Annotated in this window: 19 protein-coding genes and 1 pseudogene; 13 read left to right on the forward strand and 7 right to left on the reverse strand. The window is 68.1% G+C overall.

Going from position 1 to position 19,644, the window contains the following annotated elements:
* Positions 1–283 precede the first annotated feature (283 nt).
* Complete coding sequence (locus AC067J_RS42360; protein ID WP_478308184.1) at positions 284–484, reverse strand: hypothetical protein; 201 nt, start codon at positions 482–484, stop codon at positions 284–286.
* 117 nt (positions 485–601) lie between these two features.
* On the opposite strand from AC067J_RS42360, the pseudogene AC067J_RS42365 reads away from it, so the two are divergent.
* Positions 602–769 (forward strand): annotated as a pseudogene (locus AC067J_RS42365) (helix-turn-helix domain-containing protein); the annotation flags it as partial.
* A 962-nt stretch (positions 770–1,731) separates the two neighbouring features.
* Here AC067J_RS42365 and AC067J_RS42370 read toward each other — a convergent pair.
* From AC067J_RS42370 to AC067J_RS42385, 4 genes are all read right to left on the reverse strand, one after another.
* A complete protein-coding gene (locus tag AC067J_RS42370; RefSeq protein WP_478308207.1) occupies positions 1,732–2,715 on the reverse strand; it encodes a hypothetical protein in 984 nt (327 codons plus the stop codon).
* Positions 2,716–3,322: 607 nt separating this feature from the next.
* Positions 3,323–4,498 (reverse strand): hypothetical protein, encoded by a 1,176-nt coding sequence (locus AC067J_RS42375; protein ID WP_478308185.1) that lies wholly within the window; start codon positions 4,496–4,498, stop codon positions 3,323–3,325.
* 66 nt (positions 4,499–4,564) lie between these two features.
* Entirely contained in the window at positions 4,565–5,101 is a 537-nt protein-coding gene (locus AC067J_RS42380; protein ID WP_478308186.1) for a GNAT family N-acetyltransferase, read from the reverse strand.
* The gene (locus AC067J_RS42385) at positions 5,098–6,072 is read right to left on the reverse strand and encodes a hypothetical protein (protein ID WP_478308187.1); all 975 of its coding nucleotides are present in this window, start codon (positions 6,070–6,072) and stop codon (positions 5,098–5,100) included. Before AC067J_RS42385 ends, AC067J_RS42380 begins: the two co-directional genes overlap by 4 nt.
* A 504-nt stretch (positions 6,073–6,576) precedes the next feature.
* Here AC067J_RS42385 and AC067J_RS42390 point away from each other — a divergent pair.
* From AC067J_RS42390 to AC067J_RS42430, 9 genes are all read left to right on the forward strand, one after another.
* Entirely contained in the window at positions 6,577–7,572 is a 996-nt protein-coding gene (locus AC067J_RS42390; protein ID WP_478308188.1) for an NAD-dependent epimerase/dehydratase family protein, read from the forward strand.
* Between the two features lie 32 nt (positions 7,573–7,604).
* Positions 7,605–8,573, forward strand: coding sequence for a thymidylate synthase (locus AC067J_RS42395; protein WP_478308189.1), 969 nt, complete (start codon positions 7,605–7,607; stop codon positions 8,571–8,573).
* 5 nt (positions 8,574–8,578) lie between these two features.
* The gene (locus AC067J_RS42400; RefSeq protein ID WP_478308191.1) at positions 8,579–10,297 is read left to right on the forward strand and encodes a carbamoyltransferase family protein; all 1,719 of its coding nucleotides are present in this window, start codon (positions 8,579–8,581) and stop codon (positions 10,295–10,297) included.
* On the forward strand, positions 10,279–11,349 hold the full coding sequence (locus tag AC067J_RS42405) for a glycosyltransferase family protein (RefSeq protein WP_478308192.1): 1,071 nt from the start codon (positions 10,279–10,281) through the stop codon (positions 11,347–11,349). Before AC067J_RS42400 ends, AC067J_RS42405 begins: the two co-directional genes overlap by 19 nt.
* Positions 11,346–12,188, forward strand: a complete 843-nt coding sequence (locus AC067J_RS42410; RefSeq protein ID WP_478308193.1) for a radical SAM protein — start codon at positions 11,346–11,348, stop codon at positions 12,186–12,188. The genes AC067J_RS42405 and AC067J_RS42410 overlap by 4 nt, the downstream gene beginning before the upstream one ends.
* Positions 12,189–12,271: 83 nt before the next feature.
* Complete coding sequence (locus tag AC067J_RS42415; protein WP_380390594.1) at positions 12,272–12,781, forward strand: P-loop NTPase family protein; 510 nt, start codon at positions 12,272–12,274, stop codon at positions 12,779–12,781.
* A 34-nt stretch (positions 12,782–12,815) separates the two neighbouring features.
* Entirely contained in the window at positions 12,816–13,616 is an 801-nt protein-coding gene (locus AC067J_RS42420; protein WP_376170957.1) for a class I SAM-dependent methyltransferase, read from the forward strand.
* Positions 13,613–14,395 carry a phosphotransferase gene (locus AC067J_RS42425; RefSeq protein WP_478308195.1) on the forward strand — a complete coding sequence of 261 codons (783 nt, stop codon included), beginning with the start codon at positions 13,613–13,615 and terminating at the stop codon, positions 14,393–14,395. Before AC067J_RS42420 ends, AC067J_RS42425 begins: the two co-directional genes overlap by 4 nt.
* 55 nt (positions 14,396–14,450) lie before the next feature.
* Positions 14,451–14,852 (forward strand): NUDIX domain-containing protein, encoded by a 402-nt coding sequence (locus AC067J_RS42430; protein ID WP_478308196.1) that lies wholly within the window; start codon positions 14,451–14,453, stop codon positions 14,850–14,852.
* A 17-nt stretch (positions 14,853–14,869) separates the two neighbouring features.
* Here AC067J_RS42430 and AC067J_RS42435 read toward each other — a convergent pair whose 3' ends face one another.
* A complete protein-coding gene (locus AC067J_RS42435) occupies positions 14,870–15,031 on the reverse strand; it encodes a hypothetical protein (protein WP_478308197.1) in 162 nt (53 codons plus the stop codon).
* A 596-nt stretch (positions 15,032–15,627) separates the two neighbouring features.
* Here AC067J_RS42435 and AC067J_RS42440 point away from each other — a divergent pair.
* Both AC067J_RS42440 and AC067J_RS42445 read left to right on the forward strand, forming a co-directional pair.
* On the forward strand, positions 15,628–15,894 hold the full coding sequence (locus AC067J_RS42440; protein ID WP_478308198.1) for a hypothetical protein: 267 nt from the start codon (positions 15,628–15,630) through the stop codon (positions 15,892–15,894).
* 545 nt (positions 15,895–16,439) lie between these two features.
* On the forward strand, positions 16,440–16,664 hold the full coding sequence (locus AC067J_RS42445; RefSeq protein ID WP_478308200.1) for a hypothetical protein: 225 nt from the start codon (positions 16,440–16,442) through the stop codon (positions 16,662–16,664).
* Positions 16,665–17,165: 501 nt separating this feature from the next.
* On the opposite strand, the gene AC067J_RS42450 is transcribed toward AC067J_RS42445, so the two are convergent.
* On the reverse strand, positions 17,166–18,812 hold the full coding sequence (locus AC067J_RS42450) for a hypothetical protein (protein ID WP_478308201.1): 1,647 nt from the start codon (positions 18,810–18,812) through the stop codon (positions 17,166–17,168).
* A gap of 497 nt (positions 18,813–19,309) precedes the next feature.
* Here AC067J_RS42450 and AC067J_RS42455 point away from each other — a divergent pair, with 497 nt between their 5' ends.
* On the forward strand, positions 19,310–19,501 hold the full coding sequence (locus AC067J_RS42455) for a hypothetical protein (RefSeq protein ID WP_470327186.1): 192 nt from the start codon (positions 19,310–19,312) through the stop codon (positions 19,499–19,501).
* Positions 19,502–19,644 lie beyond the last annotated feature (143 nt).

Consider the following 19,644-nt stretch of genomic DNA (forward strand, 5'->3'; position numbering starts at 1 on the left):
AGGCCCTGTCTTCATGCTCGGCAATCGGCAAGATCACCCGACCGTGCTGTCCAGTCGAACCCACGTCCACCAAGATCGATACGACAACGGCTTCTCACAGTGGCCTAGCTGGCCAGGGGTAATCACGTTCAGTCGCGACTGTTGATCTCTGGGTAAAATTGTTCGCCTGAGGTGCGTGAAAGTAAGGGGGTTGGCTGATTTCCAGTTCGCAGGTCTGAAGCAGACCACGGCGAAGGCAGGGTGACGCCGTATCAGTAACAGAAGGTCTCCCTGTGGTCTGGGGTCACGGGAGGAACTGTGCGAGTGCCCCGATGACTACTGCAGCGAGGGTCAAGGCTGCGGCAAAGGCGGTGGCGGCGCGCATCAAGGTGGCCGGGTAGGTGGCGCCTTCAAGGCGGGCCAAGGTGCCTGCACCCACGGCAATCAGGAGCGCGAGGAGAATGACGACGACGAAAGCGAGTAGGACGATGGCGAGACGGGTCACGGTGGTCTCCAAGCGGCGGCGGGGGCATGACGTGACCGACGGTCCCGGAAACGGTGTTCGGCGTGGTTCATGCTGGGCGAAGATGAACACCGTTGAACACCCGCGGCGGGGGGATGGATGCTGCACAAGGAACACGACGGACGTCAGGATCCGCTTCCAGAGCTGCGCAAGCGGCTGCTTGACGGGTTGGCTCGTGCTGGATTGCAGGTCACCCAGCTAGCCCACCGGACGGGGCTGAGTCGTGGCACCGTCCATGCGGCCCTGGCTGGCGAGCGAGTGCCAACTGCCCAGACGATCGCGGCGCTGGCCAACGCACTCGGTCTGCCAGATGAGGAACTGCTGGGGCTGGGCCGGGCCGCGAGAGGTGCTACCGCGGTGTCCGCGCTCGCATCAGGACAGGGCGAAGATCTGGGCAAGCTAATCGCGGAGTGGGATCCGCACGACCTGGAAGTCCATCCCTCCAGCGCCGCCGGCGTTGAATCGGATGCGCGGACAGTGAGGGCGCTGTCAGGCTACGTCCGCCGTGTCCACGATCAGGTGATGGCTGGAGTGGTGCGCGAGGCTGCGGCCGGTTGCAGCCGAATGCTGGTCCTGGTCGGATCGTCCTCCACGGGCAAGACGCGGGCGTGCTGGGAGGCGGTCCAGCCGCTAGGCCCCGAGGGGTGGCGGCTGTGGCATCCCTATGACCCCACTCGCGCTGAGGCTGCGCTTACTGACCTCGAACGTGTCGGGCCCCGCACGGTGGTGTGGCTGAATGAAGCCCAGCACTATCTCGGCGCTCTGCAGACTGGTGAGCGCATCGCGGCCGCCCTCCATGCTCTGCTCACTGACCCCAGCCGCGGGCCCGTCCTGGTATTGGGAACCCTGTGGCCTGAGTATATTGACAGGTATACAGACATCCCTGCTCCGCATGCTCCGGATCCGTACAGCCGAGTCCGCGAACTCCTCACCGGGCGCACTGTCGCCGTGCCCGACGCTTTCGATCAGGATGCGGTCCGCAGGGCAGCGGCACTTGCCCGGTCCGGTGACCGACTCTTGGCGGACGCACTCTCCCGCGCCCGTGCAGACGGGAGGCTCGCCCAGGACCTCGCTGGCGTTCCGGAGCTCCTGCGCCGCTACGAACAGGGCAGCCCCGCCGTTAGAGCATTACTGGAGGCTGCAATGGACGCGCGCCGCCTCGGCGTTGGCCTCCACCTGCCTCAGTCCTTCCTTATCGCTGCTGCGGCTGACTACCTCGCCGACCACGACTACGCGCAGTTCACCGAGGACGGGGCTGAAGCTGCCTTCGCCGACGTCGTCCGATTGGTCCATGGCAAACAGGCCCCCTTGCGTCGCAGCGTCATTCGTCCTTCGAACCAGCCTCCAGGGGGCAAGCGTCCGTCGCGACATCCGGACTGGTGGCGAGACTCACGTTTCGTCTTGCTGACTACCTGGAGCAGCACGGCCGTACCATCCGCTACCGGCTGTGCCCTCCGGCCTCCTTCTGGCACGCCGCCCACACCCATCTCACCAGCGCCGAAGACCTCGGCAATCTCGCTGCGGCTGCGGAAAGCAGGCACCGACGGCAATGGGCCCATCACCTCTATGCCCGGGCCGCTGACGCAGGCCATCCAGATGCCCTTGCCCATATGGCAGTTACCCGGGAGGAGGCCGGAGATCGAGAGCGTGCCGAAGCTCTGGCGCGGCGGGCCGCCGATGTCGGCAACGCCGGCGGCCTGGTCATCATGGCCGAAATGCGAGAGGAAGCCGGAGACTACGACGGTGCTGGACTTCTCTACCGATACGCGGCCGACATCGGTGACCTTGACGCCATGCTCGGCCTGGCGCGGTTGCGAGACAAGCTTGGAGATCGCGAGGGCGCCGAAGCCCTCTATCGACAGGCTACCGATACCGGACATCCGTTCGCCCTGCTGAGCCTGGCGGCAGTGCGAGAGAAGGCTGGAGATATCGAGGGTGCCGAGGCCTGCCGACAAGCTGCAGATAACGGAGTCCCCCTCGTCTTGGAGCTCCTGGCGGTGACCCGGGAGGAGGCCGGAGATCGAGAGGGTGCCGAAGCTCTGGCGCGGCGGGCTGCCGACCTCGCCGACTTCTCCGTGCTGATCAGGCTGGCGGAGATGCGGGAGGAAGCTGGCGATCGTGAGGGTGCGGAAGCGCTCTACCGGCAGACGGTCGATCGTGACGTCACCAATGGGTTTGTCGAATTGGCTGAGCTCTGGGATGAATGCGGGCATCACGAGATGGCGGAATCCGATCTCCGGGGTGCTGTGGAATTTGGCAATCCAGTGATCTTGAAGACGCTCGTGAAGTTGTGGGAGGAGGCAGGGGATTGTGAGCGGGCCGAAGCTTTGGCGCGGCGGGCTGCCGGAGTTGGTTACCTCTACCTATTGACCAGCCTGGCAGAGCTGCGAAGGGCAGCTGGCAATCACGAGGACGCCCGGAGACTCTACCGATGGGCCGCTGATGCGGGCGACCCTTCCGCGATGCTCATCCTGGCTGAGCTACGGGAGAGCGCCGGGGACCGCGAGGGTGCAGCGGCCTTGGAGGTAGAGGCCGCTAACGCTGGTTACGTTTCACGAAGTTTCAGGTTGAGGTGGCCATACGGGTTGGATCCAGACGGGTCGCCCACGCCCCGCTGGGTCTGACTCGGGTGCGGACGCTTCGCTGGCATTTGTGCCGTCTGCCCGCACCAACCGGCCGATGGAGTCGCTGGGATGCACTCGTCAAGATCGATTTGGAAGCGGCCTCGTCGCACGGGGAGCGGCACCCGTGGGTAGAAGGAGTGGTGCGTGCTCTGGCTCGCCTCCCCGCTGTGGCGCGACGTGAGAAGGTCGGCAGGCTCTACTGATCCCGCTGCGGGGGCTGCCTGAGGAAGGGGCTTGCTTCGGTGAGGAGCGTCTTGCGTCCGATTTCGCTCTCGTGGTGGAACGGCAGCGTTTCGCGGCTTGTGCATCGGGTGTCGATTTCCGTCAATATGAGATCCCTGAGTAGTGATCTGAGGATCGCGAAGGGGACGGGCCTATTTTCTTGGTATCCGGACTGCATTCCTATTGCCTGTGCAATGGGAGTCTCTCCTCGGTCGCCTGTATGAACGTAGCCGGACCGGGCCTTGTAGGACTGTTTCAGTGCCTTCTTGAGTTCATCCTTGTTTGAATTCAGCTCTCCAATGGTGGGACCGCGGTTCCACCGGCCGCCGTCTAGTCCACCAGTGGTTGCATCGAATTTCGGCACCCAAGTGGACAGCTCCTGTCGAAAGAATGACGTGCTGGCGTTTTTGGATGCATAGTCGGCGAATCGCTCGCCCAGTCGCATATGATGGTTCTTCTCGATCAACTTATGGCGAAGTGCGTCGGCTTGAGTGCCTGAGAGGGACTGTCTTCTGATGAACTTGTCCCAGCTCGCAGCTTGGTCCCATGCCTCCCAGGTCGGAAGGAAGTCATGGAAATTGCCTGCGAGCGTCTCGATCCCAGCAACTAGGAGTGTGTATGCGGCGGCGAGCTCGCTCGTGAAGAGGAGGCAGGCTCCGTAGTGCAGTCGCATCGCTGCGGAAACGGTGCTTCCTGCCGGACCGGTCAGGGAGCTCAGCCCGGCCAGAAGGTGACGCATTTCTTTGTCAACTTCGAATCCTTCGGCAAGTGGGCCCATGAGGCGGCGGTCAGCGATATCAGAAACTGGGAGGAATGTTATTCTGCCGGGTTCGCCGTGCTTGGTGAGAGTTTGACTCGGGATGACTTCTATCCGCCGATCCGATGCCAGCGTTAGCGCTGCTCCGAGGTCGTCGGCAAGGCCAAGATCTGGGGAATTGTCTGGGTGATCGAGCCAGCTGATGGCGTGCATGTGCTGGTAGGTGGAGCCGGGGATGAAAATTCGGCCATATGGCTGGATCCTGAGCACGCCATCGGATTCAACCGTTCGGGGCCCGGGGATTAGAATCTGTCGGAATACCTCTGCAAATCTCCTTTCGCCTCTGGCTATCGCCGTCTCCATAGTGGCCATCCAGCTACGCAGGTCCTCCATCGCATCAGTCTGGCATCGGCAAGCTCAAGTTGGCGCGCGATTCGCCAAACAAATAGTGATGATCCGTCAGTCGACGCAAGTCCGGATCATGGCCACCAGCGGAGGGGTATCTGGGTTCGGCTGGACCTCGTTGACAGCCGCATACCCCCATGACTCGTACAGAGCCAGCACCTTGCCGTCGCCGGCGGCGGGGTTCACCATCAGGGTGATCCGTTCCTCGGGGCGGTTGCCTGCGAGGCCCTCGTGGATGCGGCGGGCGGCCCCCGTGCCGCGCCACGGTGCGCGGACGCCCAGTTCCTTGAGTGCGAACATCGGGTCGGCGATGAGGTCGGGGGCCATCGGCTTGGACATCCGGGTCCACCAGCGGTCGCCGGAGCGGATGGTGTTGCCGTAGGCGTAGCCGATCGGCTCGTCCCCGTCGTAGCCGATGACGGCTTCGAAGCCGGGCTCGCCGCTGTGGCGGTCGAGACGCTCGGCGAACGTGGCGACGGCGTAGTTGGGGAGGTGGAGCAGTGGCGCTCGGACGTCCGCGTACAGGTCGAGCAGCGTCCGGCGCGCGAGGGGGGTCAGCTCGGTGAAGTGGCGCAGGTGCGGCTCCGTCACGTGGATGTCCTTCGATTGTCGTGGGTGTACTGGTCCCAGAGTTGCGCATGGGGGCTGTTCGGCGCCACGTCCAGCAGGGCGGAGCCGAAGCGGTCGAGCATGCCGGCGACTCGCGGGTGCGCGGCCAGCTCTGCCGGGACGGCCATGGCGGTGGTGACGGCGGGTTCGAGGTCGCCCTGGCCGAGTTGGGCACGGGCCAGTCGGGCATTGGTGATGGCACGGCTTCGCTGCATGTGGGGACGGAGCAGGCCGAGGCTCCGGTGAGCGTGGAACTCGGCGTCCTCGTAGCGGCCGAGCGCCAGGTGGGCGGCGAGCGCGAGGGAGTCCAGCTCTGCCTGGTCGTAGTGCGCGGCCAGCCAGACCGGGCGGACGTCGCTGGTGCCCGCCCGGTCGAGTGCGTCCTGGGCCCGGCCGGCGGACCGGCGGACGGCGTTCACGTCACCGGTCAGGCCGTGGATCGCGGCATGTCGAGCGTGGCCGAGGGAGGCGAAGAGAGGATCTCGGCGGGCGATCGGGAGGTTGCGGGCGACATCGTTGGCCGCGAGGGCTTCGTTCGGCTTGCGCATGTGCCGGTAGAGGCTGCCGGCGTGGGACCAGATGCGGAACTGGATGGCGGCATCCCCGGACATCGCGGCCAGGCTCGCGGCTCGCTCGTGGTGGCGCAGTGCGGTGTCGAAACGCCGGCCGTCGATGGCGGCCCACAGGGCGGAGGACATGAAGGACGCGGCACAACCGAAGAGCGCGGCGCGGACACGTTGGCTGGCAGCTCCGCGTTGCTGGAGATCGAGGGCCTCGTCGGCGAGTGCTTCCGCGCGCGCTTCGATGCTGAGCCTTCCCCCGTGCCGGTGGTCGCTGGCGATCACATCGGCGAACCGGGTGTTGAGCCGCTCCACGTCGCTGTGGCCGACCCTGCGAGGCGCTGCCACAGCGGCGGAGCCGACCGCGAGGGCGGTTCCGGTCACGGCGGTCATGAAAGATCGTCGCTTCACATCATCCTCCGGGTGCGGGCGATGGCCTCCCTCGGGTTGGACGAACCCGAGGTCTGGACCAGTACACCCGAATACTGCCCGGAGTGCTTCCCGGTGTTTGACCGGCGGCCAGCTGGTCTTACCTGTAAGCCAGTTGTAGACCGTCCGCTCCGATACGGTGCCCGGCTTTCCTGTCAGGCGGCCGATCTCCAGGTTGACGCGATGGGCCAACTCGGCCTGGGTCAGGCCGGGATCGTCCATGAATCGGCGAAGTACGAGGTTGTCCGCCATGTGCACAAAGTAGCGCCGCAACTACCAGGGTGCAGGTTTTCGAGTAATGGGAAGGTCAAGTTTTCCGGTCGCCCGCGAGTACGGGCCGCCGAGTTCTTCCTGACCATCGGCGCTCCGAGGGTCGTTGACTGGAGGAAGCCGTCCGGAGCCCCGCCGATCAGCGGACCTGGGCGCGCGTTCCTGCGGCACCAACTCAGACTGCACTCAGGAGACTTCATGAACGATCGCCACGGCGTGGAACGGCGCGGACTGAAGAGGGTCGTCGTGACCGGAGCGGCCGGCTTCATCGGCTCGCACGTGGTCGACGCACTCCTCGCCGAAGGTGTCACCGTCGTCGGTGTGGACCGCCGCGATCCCGGGGTCGATCCGGTGGCGGCGGCCAATCTCGCGGTCGCCCTGGGCAGCCCGGACTTCACCTTTGTCGTCGCCGACCTGAGGACCTGCCCGCTCGCGGCGCTGTTCCTCCAGGCCGACGCTGTCTTCCACTTCGCCGGCCTGCCGGGGGTGCGCGGGTCCTGGGGCGAGCGGTTCGCCGAGTACACCGCCTGCAACGTGTTCGCGACCGAGCGGGTGCTGGCCGCCTGCGAGGAGGTCCGGGTTCCGCGACTGGTCTACGCCTCGTCGTCCAGCGTGTACGGCAGCATCCTCGAAGGCGCGTCCGGCGAGAAGCGGACGCCGACGCCGGAGTCGCCGTACGCGGTCAGCAAACTGGCCGGCGAGCAGCTGTGCCTCGCTCACGCAGGCAAGGCCTCGTCGGTGGTCACCGCGGTGGCGCTGCGGTTGTTCACCGTCTACGGCCCGCGTCAGCGGCCGGACATGCTGATCGGCCGCGCACTCGCGGCGGCGCTCGGAGGTCCGGCCCTGAACCTGTACGGGAGCGGTGACCAGCGCCGGGACTTCACGTACGTCGGTGACGTCGTCCGGGCCGCCATCGCTGCCGCGACTGCCGGGATCGGGAGCACCGTGCTCAACATCGGCGCCGGTGTCAGCACCAGCGTGCTCGACGTCCTGGCCGCGATCGAGGAGCTGACCGGACACCCCGTGCGGGTCAACCGGTTGTCGGCCGAGGCCGGCGATGTGGACGCCACCCTCGCCGACCGCTCCCGGGCCGGTGAACTCCTGGGATGGAGGCCCCGCACCGCCCTGGTCCAGGGCATCTCCCGGCAGCTCGCCCACCTCACGGCCAACTCCCCGCAGCTCGCGAACGCCTGAACGGTCCCGTCCCGACGTCGAACGGAGTCACTGTGTTCGTCACCGCCGCCGACAGCGCGAACGCGCTGTTCACCCGTGCCGGCAAGGCCATCCTGAGCCAGGGCCGCAGCGTCGCGCCGCGCGGCATGGCCACGGCCGAGCTCATGGGCGCCTACCTCAAGCTGACCGACCCCACCGCTCGGCTCGTCCACCTGGACCCGTACCGGGTGCTCAATCCGGCGTTCGCCGCCGCCGAGACGGTCTGGATCCTCTCCGGCTCCAGCGCCGACTGGATCCACGACTTCAACAGCCGCCTCGCCGCCCTCGCCGACCACGGCGCACTCCAGGGCGCCTACGGGCCTCGGCTGCGGCGCTGGCACGGGCAGCTGGACCAGCTCGACTACGTCCGGCGCCAGCTGACCCGTGACAGCGAGAGCCGTCGGGCCGTCGTGCAGATCTTCGACCCCGGCAGGGACACCGCCGGCCACAAGGACGTCCCCTGCACCCTCGGCTACCGCTTCTACCTGCGCGCAGGCCGCCTGGAGATGCACACCAGCATGCGAAGCCAGGACGTCTGGCTCGGCCTCCCGTACGACCTGATCACCACCACCGTCCTGCACGAGCTGATGGCCGGCTGGCTCGGCGTCGAGGTCGGCGACTACCACCACCACGTCGACTCCCTGCATCTGTACGCCCAGCACCAGGACACCGCGTGGCAGCTGCCCGCCGAGGAGGAGGCCTCGCGACGGTGGCAGCCGGTCGGCATCCCATGGGACGACTTCGACCCGGTGCTGAAGCAGGTGACGGTGGGCGAGGCCGTTGGCCATCCGGTCTGGGACGGCTTCGCCGCGGTCCTGGCCAGCTACCGGCTCTGGAAGAACGGGCGGCACGACGACGCCCGCGCCCGGGCCGCCGAGTCGAGCGGTCCGCTGCCCGAAGCGATGGGGCTCTGGTACGACCAGCGCGAGCAGAAGGTCCCGCTCGCGCCGATGCCGGCACCGGCGATCCCGGCGAAGAGGTGATGGCGATGACCGCGAACCGCAGCACCGTGCTGGGCCTGTGCTCCTACACCCACGACTCCGCGGCCGCTCTGGTCGTCGACGGCGAGCTCGTCGGCTTCGTCGAGGAGGAGCGGCTCAGCGGCGTCAAGCACGACAAGCGCTTCCCGACGCTGGCTGTGGAATGGCTCCTGGACGAGGCCGGCCTGGCCCACGCGGACGTCGACACCGTCGCGTACAACTTCGCGCCACAGCTCTACCTGAGGGCGGTCCCCGCTGCACTCGCCCACGCCGTGCGGCCAGCGACGTCGGCCAGGGCGTTGCCGCGGGCCCGCTCGTTCGCCAGGGTCGCGGCCAACACCCGCGGGCGTTTGGCACGCCTGGCCGGAGCCTTCCCGAACGCCTCCGTGCAGCCGGTCCTCCACCACCGGGCCCACGGGCTGTACGCCTTCGCCGCCTCCGGTTACGAGGATGCCGCCGTACTGGTGGTGGACAGCCTGGGGGAGGTGCAGGCCACCACGATCGGGCATGCCCGACGGGGTGCGACCGGCTGCTCGTACCGGATCGTCCACGCCCAGGACGACCCGGCCTCGCTCGGCTACGTCTACGGTGCGGTCACCGAGCACCTGGGCTGGCGGCGGGGCGACGAGGAGGGCACCGTCATGGCGCTGGCCGCCCTCGGCGATCCCCAGCGCTTCCGGGCCCTGTTCGCCAAGGCCGTCCGGCTCACCACCGACGGCTTCGCCCTCGACCACCGGCTGATCGGGTTGCGGGTCATGGACAGCCGCTTCCCGCGGCTGACGGCTGCCTTCACGGCGCTCACCTGCCCGCCCCGACGGCCGGGCGAGGACGTCGATCTCGTACACGCGGACCTCGCAGCCAGCCTCCAGGAGCGCACGGAGCAGGTGATGCTGCACCTGGCGCGGATCGCCCGCGAGCGGACGGGCGCCCGGCTGCTGTGCGTCGGCGGGGGAGTCGCGATGAACTGCGTCAGCATCGGAAAGATCATCGCTTCCGGGCTGTTCGACGAGGTCGCCGTCCCGCCTGCCCCGGGCGACTCCGGCACGGCGATCGGCGCCGTGGCCGCCGTCCACCTCGCCCGGCACCGGAACCTTCCGGCCGGACTGGCCCGGTCCTGCTACCTCGGGCCGGCTTTCCCCGGTGTGGAGCTGCAGTCCGTGCCGCTGCCCGGCATGACTGCCCAACGGCTGCTCGATCCGGCCGGACACGTCGCCGGCGAGCTCGCCCGGGGGACGTTCGTCGGGCTCTTCCAGGGGAGCGGGGAGGCCGGGCCGCGCGCGCTCGGGAATCGTTCGATCCTCGCGTCGCCGCTGCGGGAGGGCGTTGTGGAGCGGCTCAACGCCACCGTGAAGTTCCGGGAGCCGTTCCGCCCGTTCGCGCCGGTCGTGCTGGCCGACCGGGCTGACGACTACTTCACCCTCGGCCAGGATGCGCCGTTCATGTCGATGGCCTCGCCGGTCACCGACCTGGCCCGCGAACTGATCCCGGCCGTCGTCCACGCCAACGGGACCGCTCGGGTGCAGACGCTGGCGTCCAGGGACAACCCGCTCCTCGCCCGGATCCTGGCGGCCTTCGCCGAGATCACCGGCGTGCCCGTGCTGATCAACACCTCCTTGAACGTCAAGGGCAAGCCGATGTGCGGCACCCCGGAGATGGCGCTCGACTGCCTGGCCGAGTCCGGGCTGGACGCGGTCCTGATCGAGGACTGGTGGGTGACCAAGACATGAGGATCGGCTACAGCTTCTGGGGCTTCCTCGGCTCCGGCGTCACCGACACTCCGGACGGAGGACGGAGCCACCGCCGCACCCTGCTGGACGGGCTCACCGTCCGCGGCCACGACGTCGTCCTCCTGCAGGCCGACCGAGACCTGCTGGAGGCCGGCACCGACCTCACCACCAGCTACGAGTGGGACGGTGGCCTGCCCGAGATCGACGCGCTGTTCCTGGAATGGCGCTGGCCGATTCCGGGGCGCAACACCACCCGATGCGGCAGCGAAGGGCACACCTGCGACCTCCATCGGCAGCAGGAACTCCTCGACCACTACACCCACCACCACGGCGTCCGTACGCTGATCTGGGACAAGGACCGGCAGTTGCCCGCCGACAGCTCGCTCCGGGCCCTCGGCCACGTGCAGGTCTGCGAAGCGGCCCTTCACCCCTCGCCGGGAACCGAGAGCCTGCTGTTCCCGGTCGACGACGACGCGCTCGACCGGGCCCACCCTGCGGCACTCGCCGCCCACGGGCGTCCCGTGCCGCTGGTGTACATCGGCAACCAGTACGACCGGGACGTTGCCTTCGACCGGTACTTCTCCCCGGCCGCAGCCCGGCTGCCGCACCGGGTGGCCGGGAAATGGACCGACACCGCCCGATGGCCGGACGTGAACTTCACCGGACGTATCCCCTTCGACGAGGTCGCCCCGCTCTACGCGGCCTCGGTGGCCACCGTGTTGCTCGCCCCGGCGCGGTACGCCCGAAGCGGCCAGTTCACCCAGCGGATCTTCGAGTCCGTCCTCGCCGGTTGCCTGCCACTGGCACCGGCCACCCTCCGGGGTGCCGAGGCGGTCGTGCCGCGGGAGCTGGTCGTCACCAGCGGCCCCGACGTACTGGCCACGGTCACGGCGCTCACCCGCATCACCGGCAGCCAGGCCCACGCCGACCTGATCGCCCGCTGCATCGACGGACTCGACCGGTTCCGCCTCACCCGCCAACTGCGCACCGTGGATCGCGTGCTGAGCGGTACGCCGACCCTGCTCCCACCGACGGAAGGAAACCGCACGTGAACCAGCTCCCTCCCGTACTCCCCGGCATCCAGCGGGTCGAGAAGCTCTACCTGGAGCTGCTCTTCCGTTGCGACTTCTCCTGCACCACCTGCTACCACGGCGAGGACCTCAAGCGGCCCGACACCGTCACCGTCGACCAGGCCGCCGCCGCCCTCACCTACTTCCTCGCCCGCTACGACTGCCGCGACGTGTGCCTGCTGGGCGGGGAGCCCCTGCTCTTCGAGGGCCTGCCGACCGTCCTGGCCGTCGCCAAGTCGCTCGGCTACCGCACCGAGATCTGCACCAACGGCTACAAGCGGCGGGCGTTCCTCGCCCGCGCCGCCGAGCACCTCGACATGCTGCGGGTCTCGCTCGACGGCGGCACCGCCGAGGCGCACGACCGGATCCGACGGCCGGGCTCCTTCGACGCCGCCTTCGACACCCTCACCTGGGCCCTCGGCCGGAACCTCCCCTTCGGCGCGACCTGCACGCTCACCGGGGAGAACATCATGACCGTCCCGGCGCTCGCCGAGCGGCTGCGTGACCTCGGCGCCCGCGACCTGCTGCTGCACCGCGTCCGTCCGGTCGGCAACGCCGCCACCAGCGGAGTCACCACCGTCACCTGGGAGCAGGCCCAGGACCTCCACGAACGGCTGACCACCATGGACCTGGGTGGGATGAAGGTCAACACCGACATCCTGCTGCCCGAACGGTGCCCGCCCCCCAGCAACGTCGTGGAGAAGCTGGAGATCGCGCCCGACGGGCGGGTCTACCTGTCCTGCGCCGAGGTCGCCGGCCCCGGTCGGGAGGTTCGCTTCGACTTCGATCGGGCCGTCCTGGTCCCCGTCGAGGCGCGGTGAGCGAGTCGGCGCGCCCCGGCTCGGGCCCGGCCGGTGCCCGAGTGCGACCCGGTCGATCGCCCGGCTCGGTAGCCTGTAGCGGCATGGACAGGATCGCCATCATCGGCTGCGGCGGCAGCGGCAAGACCACTGTCGGACGCCAGCTCGCCGCCAAGATCAACGCCCCCGTCACCCACCTCGACGGCGTTTACTACGACTCCGACTGGAACACCTTGCTGCCGGAGAAGTTCGCGGCGATCCAGGAGGAACTGGTCGCCGAACCGCGTTGGGTGATCGACGGGAACTTCGCTTCGACCCTCCCCATCCGCCTCAAGCGAGCCGACACCGTCGTCTTCCTCGACATCCCCCCGATCGTCTGCCTCTGGGGGATCCTGCAGCGCCGACGCCGCTACCGCGGTGGCCAGCACACCGAGCAGGGCGTCTTCGACCGCATCCACTGGGGCTTCATCCGCTACGTCCTCGGCTACCGGCGCCAGATGCGGCCCAAGGTCCGCGCCCTGATCGCCGAGCACGCCGGCCACGCCCGTGTCGTCACCCTCACCAGCCGCCGGGCCGCCCGCCGCTTCGTCGAGGGCGTGCCTCCTCGAACATGATCCGACCCCCTCCCCGGGAAGGCTCCACCTGTCCATGACCGCCAACCCGTTTCTCGACGCCGACCGCGTCCGCGGCACTCTGTACGCCGAAGCAGGCCGCCTCGCCCAGCGCACCACCGCACTCGCTCGCGCCAAGACCGCCGGTCGGCACCCGGCCGCCGTCATCGCGGACCTCGCCGCCGCCGGGCCGCGCGGCACCGTCCTCGACATCGGCTGCGGGCGCGGCACCACCACCGTCGCGCTCGCCGAGCGCCTCGATCCCCCGAAGCTCATCGCCTTCGACCAGTCCGCCGCCCTGCTCACCGATGCCCAGCGGCGACTGGTCGGACGGATGGGCGTGCGGTACATGCGCGGCGACTTCCACGCCATCGCCCTGCCCGACGCCTCGGTCGCGGTCGCCGCGGCCGCGTTCTGCCTGTACCACTCGCGGAGTCCGGCGGCCGTGGTCGCGGAGATCGCCCGCTGCCTGGCACCCGGTGGGCTGTCGATCACGGTCACCAAGTCCGCCGACAGCTACCGGGAACTGGACGAGCTGCTCGCCGTCAGCGGCCTGGACCCGGAGGCGGCCGACCGGCCGAGCCTGTACGAGACCTTCCACAGCCACAACCAGGCCGACATCGTGAGCACTCACCTCGATGTCAGGGAGATCATCCACCACCAGCACCGCTTCCGCTTCACCGACGCCGACCACATCGCCGCCTACGCGGCCACCAACCCCAAGTACCAACTCGCCTGTGATGAGCGGGGGATCGCCGAGAGGCTGCGGCAGACGGTCGGCGACGACCCGCTGGAGACCGCCTCGACCGTCACCTACGTGGTGGCCGCCCGCCGATGAGGACCTTCACCAAGTCCTACGACCACCCGCTGCTCCAACAGCGCTCCCTCGCCCACCAGCGGTGGCTCTCCGGCGTCAATCCAGACGTTCGTACACCGCGGGTCGTCGAACAGCGTCCCGGGGAGATCGTCTACGAGCACCTCGACGGTCGCCACGCCGGTCCGGCCGATCTGGTCGTCCTCGCTGACCTTCTCGGACACCAGCACACGACCGCTTACTTCCGCGAGCTGGCGGACGCTCGCCTGGACGCGTCCTTCACCAGCGGCGGCACCACGACCATCGACGGGTTCGTCGCCGGCCGACGCGAGCGCCTCAGGCACCTCCTGACCTCCGGAGCCGTACCGGAGCCCGCCCTGACCCTCGAAGCGGTCGAGGGCTGGCTCCAGAAGGCCACCGACATGCCGGCCGCGTTCTACAAGGACGCCAATCCGCGCAACTTCCTCATCACCGACGCCACAGTGGCCGTCATCGACTTCGACTCCCTCACCCTCGCGCCCTTCGGCTATGACCTCGCCAAGCTCGTGGTCAGTACCACCATGACCAACGGCCCGCTGGTCCTGGAGACCGTTCAACAGGCCCTCGACACCTACAACGACCACCCACGCACTCGCGGACTCCCCGGCTGCACACGGCGCGCGTTCGCGGCCTGGTGCGAGTTCCACCACGCCCTCACCGCTCCGTACCTCGGTACCAACGGATACCGTTTCGGCTGGCACACGGCCAGACCGGGCTGGACCACGGACGTCCTGCGGCATCCCAACGAGGAGCTCGCACCATGACGATGGGTGCCGTCATGAACAGCCGGAACGCGGTCTGCGTGATCGTCCATGACAAGTGCACCGACCGCATCGCCGCCCTGCACTACGCCGGTCCCAACTGGTCCCCGCGGCCGGCCTGGACAGTGCCGGGGGGGGGAAGGCCGAGCCCGGGGAAGCCCTCGACGAAGCGGCTGCCCGCGAGCTCAAGGAGGAGACCGGCCTCCTGGTCGATCCCCTGAACCTCGAACTCGTCCACGTCGTCCACGTCGAGCAGAGCTACGACGGACTCGGGCAGTTCATCCTCTTCGTCTTCGCCACGGACCGGTGGACCGGCGAACTGATCAACACCGAGCCGGACAAGCACCTGGCCGCCAAATGGGTCGCTCCCGCAGACCTCCCCGAACCGGCTTTCCCGACTGCCAGAATCGCGCTCACCGCGTATCAGGAAGGTGGTCCGTCGTTCTCGCGATTGAGGTGAGGTCCGTCCCGTAGCCACTAAAACGACCAGCTGCTGCCGCCCGAGATCGTGAGATCGGGCGGCAGTAGCTGTGTCTTCTCAGTGGAGTGCTTGAGCAGCAGGACGGCGCCGATGACGTAGTCGGTGCAGAGCCGCTTCGCGCCGCCGAAGGGTGCGAGGACGTACCGAAGGGTCTGCATCCAGCAGGCCGCCGTCGGAGGCGTCCCGGGTCTGGAGTCCAGAGCGCCGCGAGGGCTCCCCGAGTGTTCGGCGAAACCCCGGCGAACACTCGGGGAGCCCTCCAACGGCCGCACGAGCCCTTCCCGGCGTCCGCCGCGCAGATGGTGCCGGGCACCGCTGAAGCAGTCGCCTCAGTGCTCGAGGTCGAGCGCAAGGTGGTGCCCATTCCCCGGAAAACCGCAGGTCAGGCGGGATTCGTCGAACCCTCCCCGAAGGTTCGTCGAACCCTCCCGGGGTCCTCGGCGCCTGGATCTAGGATCTTGGATCCTGGATCTTCTTTTCCTACGGGGCGCGATGCGCCCGACGCGGACACCCTGTCGGCCAGCCAGCTGATCGGTGAGTACATCGGCACCTGAGCCGAGCGCCCGCGGGCGGGGTGCTCGGCCGCCTCGGCAAGGTCGTCCATGACCGTACGAGGCACTGGTTTGGCCCGGCCGGGATTCCGGCCTACTGTGCCCGCTCACCAGGCGTGGACCAACCCGGTCGCCGCCGCCTACACCCGGGAGCTGTGATGTGCACCCGCTGCGACCTGCAGGCCCTCGCCGAGGCGCCTGCAATGCTCGACCGTATGGCCCGCGTCCTCGCGTCCCGGGGTATCGAGCAGCACGCGGTCGACACGCTCCCGGATGCTTCGGAGCCACACTCGGCAGAGGAAGCGCCAGCCCTCGGGCTGCTGCCGCGCTACCGCGAGGCCGTCGCCACGAACCAGCACTTCCTGGCGTGGGTTCGGCAGGTCGCCGCAGAGGCCAGCATCGGAGTCCGCTGGGATGTGAGCGTCGAGGCGGGACTGAACAGAGCGGCTGGCAGTGCTGACCGGTGGTGAGGACAGCCGAGGTCGCCCCGGTGCGGACCGGCCGGTCAGTCGCGCGATCGCCGCTCCAGGCGATCAGCCGCTTCTGCCCCCGGTCAGTCTGACCAAGCCCTCCGACCTGGGCGGTCATCCGGTCACTCGGTCACCGGCCGACAGGTCGGTGACCGACCGGCGGACAACAGGCGGTTCACCACCGCGACGGTTAGCCTCGCCGAGACGCCGACCCGCCGGTCAGGACCCCGTTCACCGACGTACCACTCACTGACCGGGACGGTGACCGCCGTCCTGACCTGGACACCGAGGAACTGCCGGCCATTGCCTGGCAGGCCGCGCTGGAGAACGACAGGTTGACCCGAAAGGTGGTCGCCGAGGCGATCCGAGGTCAGAAGATCCCCTGTCCAACGCCACGCTGACCGAACTGATGGCCCAGCTCCGTCCCCAGTCCGGTCAGCCGGTCACCGCCGACCGGAACTGACCGACACGCGAGCGCCGGGGTGGCCCACCAGGTCACCCCGGCCCGGTCACCCATCCGCAATCCCACCGAACGGGAGCACACCGTGTGTACCACCTTCACCACCGTGGCCGAGGCGTACTCCTGGATCGCTGTCCTCACCCAGCGCGGACACCTCCGCCGCGTCGAAACCGGCCCGGACGGTGCCCGCAGCATCCAGAGCGGCCGGCACTCCCGCCTCTGGAGCCTCCACCCCCCTGTTCCCGCCTTCGACTTCGCCGAAGACCTCCTCCTCGGCATCCGCCCGCGCTGCACCGAGGCCAGCCGATGACCGCACCCGGCCAGGACAGCACCACACAGGAACGGGAGAACGACCCCAACAATGCTCCTGGCGGAGCAAGTTGTGGGGTAAGGAGTCCTTACCCCGCCCCCGCTCCGGAGGGTGCGGAGGCTCCCCGGTCGGTGGCAGACTCAGGGGGGCCAGTTGCCGACCGGGGAGTCGGCCCAGGGGTGCCGACGAAGGGGGAGGAGCAGTAGAACCAGCCACCCGCCGAAGGCGTCCGTGTCACTGCACGCCGCCGTCTTCGCCAGCTCGTCCCGCGCGCCAACCGCGCCTGCTCCCGCTTCAGTCCGGTGTCACTGTCGAGCCCCGCAGCTCGACCTCACGGCCGTTGCTGTCCCGCCGGAACACCTTCAGATCCGTCATCTTCGCGCCCTTCCTCAGCAGCTGTACGGATAGGTCAATTCACAAGAGGGATGCTTTGTTCAATTTGTAGGCGAATCCTTCTGTGCCGGTCCAGGGTCGTCGGGGGAACTGCCTTGGAAGGGGGCGTCAGGCGGGAAGCTCGCTGCCCAGGTAGCGCACCATGGGGATGTCGTCGGCGACGCGCATGCGCACAGTGGCCTGGCCGTCGCGCTCGAACTCGCGACGGGCTTCGGGCAGGTTCAGCACCCGATCGATGACGGCGGTCTCGACCATGGGGCCGAGATCCACGGGGTTGCCGCAGAAGTCGTAGACCACTTGGCTGTAGACGGCCGCGAATCGGCGCTGGTCGGCGGCGCCAAAGTGGTCAAAGGCTTCGGCTTTGACCACGACGACGGACACGGTGCCGCCACTGCGCTGCAGCTGCTCGCCACGGAGAAGTGCGAGGGCGTCCTTGACGTCGCGGGCGTCCCGAAGACTGAAGCCATCGGGAACTGGAAAGAAGTGGCCGGTGTGCTGTTGTAGGGACGCGAGGTCGGTGAAGGCCTCGGCCCACTGGAGGGCCTGGTCCGGCGGCATCAGCTCGCCCGACGGCGGTACAGGCTGGCTGATATGAGTCTGGCCGCCCATGTGCGTCACGAGCTCCATCACCCGGCCGGGTCGCATCTGTCCTAGCAAGGACAAGGCCGGCACGAACGCGAAGGGCAGGGCTCGGTCCGGAGGGTCGAACGTCATGGTGAGTTGCGTTCGCCGGTGGGGGACGTCCAGCCGCATCCGGACCCGGAGTATGCCGGTCGTGTCCGCCCCGTAGAGATAGCCGCCGTCGGTGCCGGTTGACCGCTCGGTGAACCTGACGGGCAGCGAAGCCGCCGGAAGGCCGGCCTCCGTCCGTACGACGATCGCGCCGTCAAAAGGGTGTGCCAGAGTTTCGTGTTGGCCGCCGATACTGATCATGTCGGGCAGCGCGTCCCCAGCTATACCGAGTTCGGTGGGGGCAACGACGTTGAAGGCGGCCAGGTGCTCCCTGCCCAGTTGTACGTAGCTGGCTCCGAAGCGGATGACGTCGTCGAGGCGCTCCCGCAGGCGGACGTGGTCGGGCTCGCTCTTATTTAGGGCGATTTGAGCGGTCATCGTTATCAGCTGGTCCGCCGGGATGTGCTCGGTTCTGGGGACGATCTCGATGACCGTGGTCCCATCGAAGTCCGTGGCGGGGCGGAGGCTGTAATGCGGGGAGGCCTCGTCCGCGCGTCGAATCAGAGTCGTGTAGCGGGCCGCGAGGTCGGGAACTGCGTGGAGCATGGCTGCCTGCTCGGCGCACACGTCCTTGAGCATGCTGAGAATCTCGTCGCTGCTGCTGTGCAGGCTGTAGCGAACCAGGTCCGGTCGTTCGGCGAACTGGGAGTTGAGCCAGGTCAGCCCGCGCCAGTGGCGAACGAACTGGAACCGCTCGCGCAGGCTCTCGAACCACCGTAGTTCCGCAGGGTTGGGATCGATAGGAACCAGCAGGTCCCAGTGGTCGGGCTGATGACGTGCCGCGGACACTAGCGATCCGATGACCTGCTGGCGGCGCGAACTGGCCATGCGACCGGTGAACGATTTCACCTCGTAGACGACCAACTCGCCACTCTCGGTGTACTCGAAGAGATCCCGGCCACCGTCGCCTCCCGTGCCGTCGATCGGGACGGCCAGAGGGTGTAGCCGGATGACCAGCATGCCGATCAGTGCTTCGACAGTCTTGGGCTGTGACGCGAGCTGGGCCCAGGGAACTTCGACCATTCGGTCACCGTAGCGCCCGACTCTGACAGACCGGTCCGCGAAGTGCAGATGCCCGCAGGGGCGGGGCCCAGCCCCTTGTGGGCCCAAGTGCAGAACGTCGAAGGTTAGTTATCGACAGTCCACACCTTGTGTGCTAATACTTGATCCGGAACCTGAGCAGGACTCGGGTCTTCCGGGCAGGTCCCGGGAGTGCTACCTGGAGTACCAAACCAGGACGCTTGGCCGCAACGGCTGAGCCACACTGCATGGGAGCCGCAACGGCTCCACCCCGGGTCTTCCCCGCGATGGGGAGGACGGCCCCTTGTGCGGACGGGAGCGCGATGCTCCCTTTCTCAACAAGCGTCACCTGATCTCTCGCAGATCTCAACGAACACACCGCGATGGTGTGGCGCAGCCTCGGGCCCTGCGCCTTTGGCAGGTCATCTGCCCTCGTTGAGGATCTGCTGCCATGCGGACCTCTTCGGTCGGATGACTCCGTACACCGTCGAGGAGAGTTCATGATGTGGTCCGCTCTCGCGGAGCTGGCCTCCGCATCCCCGTGGTTCCTGCTCTGCGTCTTGGTGGTCATGGCCGCCACGCTGCTCGTGTCCTTCGCGATGTGCCTACGCGGTACCGACGCCGGTGAGCGGGTGGCCGTCATTCGGGCGTTCGCCGAACTCGTCCGGTCGCTTCGTGGCATCCGCCGTTAGCGTCGGCTGAGTGGCCCCGCCGGTGGTGGCTCTCCAATCTCAGGTCTGGATGCAGCCGGCGGGGCCGGGGCGGAGCCTTCGGCGGCGAAGCGCAGCCCGCAGCTTCATCGGCTCGCGCGGCGCAAGCGCCCCGGGTCCGACCT

The organism is Kitasatospora sp. NPDC042419, assembly GCF_056437345.1.